This is a genomic window from Streptomyces tibetensis, assembly GCF_040647715.1.
In the GTDB taxonomy this organism is placed as follows: Bacteria; Actinomycetota; Actinomycetes; order Streptomycetales; family Streptomycetaceae; genus Streptomyces; species Streptomyces tibetensis_A.
Map to the genome: position 1 here is coordinate 1 of NZ_JBEZCR010000029.1, position 5,027 is coordinate 5,027.

Annotated in this window: 2 protein-coding genes; both read right to left on the minus strand. The window is 72.2% G+C overall.

Annotated elements, in window-relative coordinates:
* Nucleotides 1-1,732: type I polyketide synthase (locus AB0B29_RS37635; protein ID WP_362247260.1), on the minus strand; the 1,732-nt coding region annotated here is incomplete at its 3' end.
* Between the two features lie 43 nt (nt 1,733-1,775).
* Nucleotides 1,776-5,027 (minus strand): type I polyketide synthase (locus tag AB0B29_RS37640; RefSeq protein ID WP_362247262.1); only part of this gene is annotated, 3,252 nt, incomplete at its 5' end.

Genomic DNA, 5,027 nt, shown 5'->3' on the forward strand with positions numbered 1-5,027 from the left:
GGCCCATGCCGGGGTGTTGGGCGCCTTGGCCGGTGAAGAGGAGGGTGAGGCGGGGGTGGGGGTGTGCGGTGCCTTGGGTGGCGTCGAGGGTGTGGAGTTTGGTGTGGAGTTCGGTGGTGGTGCGGCCGGTGATGACGGCGCGGTGTTTGAAGTGGGTGCGGGTGGTGGCCAGGGCGTGGGCGATGTCGTGGGGGTCGGCGTGGGTGTGGTGCAGCCATGAGTCCAGGCGTGCGGCCTGGGCGCGCAGGGCTTCGGGGGTGTGGGCGGACAATGGCCAGGCGATGACGGGTGGCGGTGTCTGAGTCGGCATCGTTGTTTCGTGGGGCACCGGTGCTTCGGCAGGCATCGGTGGTTCTTCGAGCACGACGTGGGCGTTGGTGCCGCTGACGCCGAAGGCTGAGATGCCGGCGCGGCGTGGCCGGTCGGGATCGGCGGGCCAGGGCCGGGCCTCTGCGAGGAGTCGGAGGGAGCCGGCCTCCCAGTCGACCTTGCTGCTGGGATGGTCGACATGGAGCGTGCGGGGCAGAGTGTCGTGCCGCAGTGCCTGGATCATTTTGATGATTCCGGCGATGCCGGCGGCGGCCTGGGTGTGGCCGATGTTGGACTTCAACGACCCCAGCCAGACGGGTGTTTGACGCTTGGGGTGTCCGTAGGTGGCGAGCAGGGCGCCGGCTTCGATGGGGTCGCCGAGGGGGGTGCCGGTGCCGTGGGCTTCGACGGCGTCGATGTCGTCGGCGGAGAGGCCCGCGTCGCTCAGGGCGTCGCGGATGACTTGTTGTTGGGCGGGTCCGCTGGGGGCGGTGAGGCCGTTGCTGGCGCCGTCCTGGTTGACGGCGGTGCCCCGCACGACGGCCAGCACGCGGTGGCCCCGCCGCTCGGCATCCGACAACCGTTCCACCAGGAGCATGCCGACGCCTTCGGCCCACGCGGTGCCGTCGGCGGTATCGGCAAAGGATTTGCAGCGACCATCAGGAGCCAGACCGCGCTGGCGGGAGAACTCGACGAAGACGGTGGGGGTGGCCATGACGGTGGTTCCGCCGGCGAGGGCGAGGTCGCATTCCCCGCGCCGCAGCGACTGCACGGCCAGGTGCAGTGCCACCAGCGACGAAGAGCACGCGGTGTCCACGGTGAGCGCGGGCCCCTGCAGGCCCAGCGTGTACGCCACGCGGCCCGACGCCACACTCCCCGCGCTGCCGTTCACGACGTACCCCTCGACTTCGGGTAGCGACGGAACACACCGCGACCCGTAGTCGTCGTACATGACGCCGGTGAAGACGCCGGTGCGGGTGGTGCGCAGGGTGTGGGGGGCGATCCCGGCGCGCTCCAGCGCTTCCCAGGAGGTCTCGAGCAGGAGCCGTTGCTGGGGGTCCATGGCGGTGGCTTCACGGGGGCTGATGCCGAAGAACTCGGCGTCGAACTGGGCCGCGTCGTGGAGGAAGCCGCCGTGGCGGACGTAGCTCTTGCCGGGGGTGCTCGGGTCGGGGTCGTACAGGCCGTCCAGGTCCCAGCCGCGATCGGTCGGAAACCCGGAGATGGCGTCGGTTCCCGAGGCGACCAGCTCCCACAGATCGTCGGGCGTGGCCACGCCGCCGGGGTAGCGGCAGGCCATACCCACCACCGCGATCGGCTCATGCCGCGCCGACTCCAGCTCCGCCAACCGCTCCTTGGTCCTGTGGAGTTCGGCGGTGGCGCGCTTCAGATAGCTGCGGATCTTGTCGTTCTCCGCGGTCATCGCTGCCCCCAGCTTCCTGTCGTACGGGCGGCCCTCGGTCCGGTCACGGCTGCTCGTCCAGGCGCTCGTCCAGAGGCGCGCCCAACGGCTCGTCCGGTTGTTCGTCCAACTGTTCGTCGAGGAACGCGAAGATCTCGTCGTCGGTTGCCTCGTCGAGTCGGTCGGCCACGGTCGTCGCGGCGGCTCGGGTGCTGTCCGCACCGGACGCCGGCCTGTCCAGAGCGGTCAGCAGGCCGACGAGTCGTCGGCGCACATCGGCGCGTCGGTCGTCCTCCGCGTCCATGAGAGCGATCGCTCGCGCCATCTGATCGATCCCCGTCAGCACGGGATCCTCGGCCGACGTGCCTGGAGCGGGGTTCGCGGCGGGCAGTTCCGCGTTGATCCATTCCGCCACCTTCCTCGGCGTGGGACGGTCGAAGGCGAGCGTGCTCGGCAGACGCAGACCGACCAGGCGGCCGAGCCGGTTGCGCAGCTCCAGCGTGGCCAGGGAGTCGAAGCCGATCTCGTGGAAAGGCCGTTCGGGATCGATCTCCGTGGCCGACGCGTGGCCGAGGACACCGGCGACCTGTTCGCTGACCATGTCCAGAAGGACGGTCATGCGCTCCTGGGCGGGCAGGGCCGCGAGGCTTGCCGACGGACCCGGCCCGGACTCGTCCCGTACGGACGTCGCCGTCGTCGTGCGATGCCGGCGCGGTTGGGAGGGGACGAGGGAACGCAGCAACGGCGGGAGCGAGGCCGGGCCGTTCTCCCTGGCCGTGCGGCGCAGCGCCGCGCTGTCCAGCAGCAGCGGGACGAGCAGGGCGGGGCCGTCCCGGTACGTCGTCAGGGCTCGGTCCAGCAGTTCGAGGGCCTGGTCGGCGGGCATCGGCAGGATGCCGTCCCGGCGAAGTCGGCGAAGGGCCGTGGCATCGAGGCCGCCGGCCATGCCGTCCCGTTCGTCCCACAACCCCCAGGCCAGGGAGACCGCCGGCAGCCCCGCCGCCCGGCGAAGCCGCGCGAACGCGTCGAGCACCCCGTTGGCGGCCGCATAGGACGCTTGCCCCGGCCGGCCCAGTAACCCGGCTGCGGCGGAGAACAGCACGAAGGCGCGCAGTGGATGCCCGAGCGTTGCCTCGTGGAGGTGCCGTACGGCGTCGGCCTTGGCCCGCAGCACGGTGTCGATCCGCTCCGGAGTGAGCCGGGCGAGCGCCCCGTCGTCGAGGACACCGGCGGTGTGCACGACACCGGTCAGCGGATGTTCGGACGGGACTCGGGAGACCGCCTCGCGTACGTCGGCCGGATCGGCCAGGTCGCAGGAGACGAAGGAGGTGTGGACACCCAGCTCGGTGAGTTCCCGCTCCAGCGCGGCGGACTCCGGCGCGTGCGGGCCGCTCCTGCTGACCAGCAGCATCCGCCGTACACCGTGACGCCTCGCCAGGTGCACGGCGACGCGCCGGCCGAGCGCACCGGTGCAGCCGGTCAGCAGGACGGTGCCGTCCATGCCCTGGGCGGTGGGCGCGGCGTCCGCCGGAGCCGGCGACCCGGCGGCCCCGGCGGGTGCCAGCGCCGGCGCGAGCAGGACGCCCGCCCGCAACGCGAGCTGGGACTCGTCCGAGGCCAGCGCCGTGGCCAGGGCCGCACGGGACTGCGGGGAGTCGTCCATGTCGAGGAGGCGGAAGCGGCCCGGATACTCAGACTGCGCGGAGCGCACCAACCCCCACAGCGCCGCCCCCGCGAGATCCGGTACGTCGGTCTCCGTGGCCTCGACCGCTCCCCGGGTGAGGACGGCCAGTGTCGTGCCGGTGGTCAGGCGTTCGTCCTCGATCAGTGCCTGGACGAGCGAGAGACCGTGGGCCAGGGTCGTACGGACGGGATCGGGCGCGGACGGGTTCTCGCAAGCCTGGGCAGGGGAGCCCGGGATGAGGGCAACGACCAGGGCTGGTTCGGGCCTCGGTGCCACGGCGTCCAGAGCGGCGCGCAGGGCCGCGAGGTCGGCGTGGGCCGTGACGTGCGCATCGGGCAGGACGGCGCGCAGAACCTCCGCTGTCTCCTCCGCATCGGCGCCGACCACGGCGTAGCGGCGAGTGTCCACGAGGCTGGTCGAGTCGACCGGTTGCCAGTCGATGCGGTACATCGGCGCCGCCGGAAGAGCGCCCGGCGTGCTTGACGGCACTCGACGCAGCACGAGTGCGTCCAGGGCGAGGACGGGATCGCCCGCCGGATCGGCGGCCCGCACGGAGAAGGAGCCGCCGCCGTCCGACGGTGCCAGCCGGACCCGGACCCGCTCGGCGCCGGTCCCGTAGAGGGTGAGCCCCTGCCAGGAGAACGGCAGCAAGGTGCTCTGCCCACCATCAGCATCGGCACCCGACCCCTGCCACGGGCCTCCCACCGGCCACGGGTGCAGTGCCGCGTCGAACAGCGCGGGATGCACACCGAACCGGCGCTCCTCCTCCCCTGATCCGGCCACCGCCTCGGGCAAGCGCACGTCGGCGAAGACCTCGTCCCCTCGACGCCACGCCCCGGTCAGGCCGGTGAAGGCCGGACCGTAGTCGTAGCCGGCGGCGGCGAACTCCGCGTACAGCTCGTCCACGTCGACGGCTTCCGCCCCGGGCGGTGGCCAGGCCCCTGCCGCCCAGTCCGCCCAGTCCACCGCCGACGCGGCCGGTTCCGCGCCCGCCAGAACACCGGCTGCATGCGTGGTCCACTCCGCCCCGGTCTCCTCCTCCGGCCGGGCAGCCACCGTCACCGCGCGCCGCCCGCGCTCGTCCGGTGCTTCCACCAGCACCTGAAGCTGCACAGCGCCCTGCGCGGGAAGACCGAGGGGCACATGGAGAGTGAGTTCCTCCACGGTCCCCGACCCCGTCTCCTCGGCAACGTGCAGCAGCAGGTCCGCGAAGGCCGTTCCGGGGAACAGCACCGCACCGGCGACCGTGTGATCGGCCAGCCACGGATGCGCCGCGAGCGTCACCCTGCCGGTGAGCAGAGTCGCCCCGCTGCCGACGATCGACGTGGCGCCGGTCAGGAACGGGTGGTCCTGCCGGGCCAGGCCCAGGCGTGTCGCCGCCTCGGCATCCGAACGCCCGGTGTGCGACGCCGGGTTCGGCATCCAGTAGGCGCGGCGTTGGAAGGGGTAGGCCGGCAGCGTCACGTGCTGAGTGGGGACGTGTGAGGGATGCAGGGTGGTGGTGTGGCCGGTGGTGTGGAGGGTGGCGATGGCCTGCGTGAGGGTTTCTGGTTCGGGGTGTTTGCGGTGGAGGGTGGGGATGGTGGTGGGGTTGTTGAGGGTGTGGTGGAGGAGGGTGGTGAGGGTGGGGTG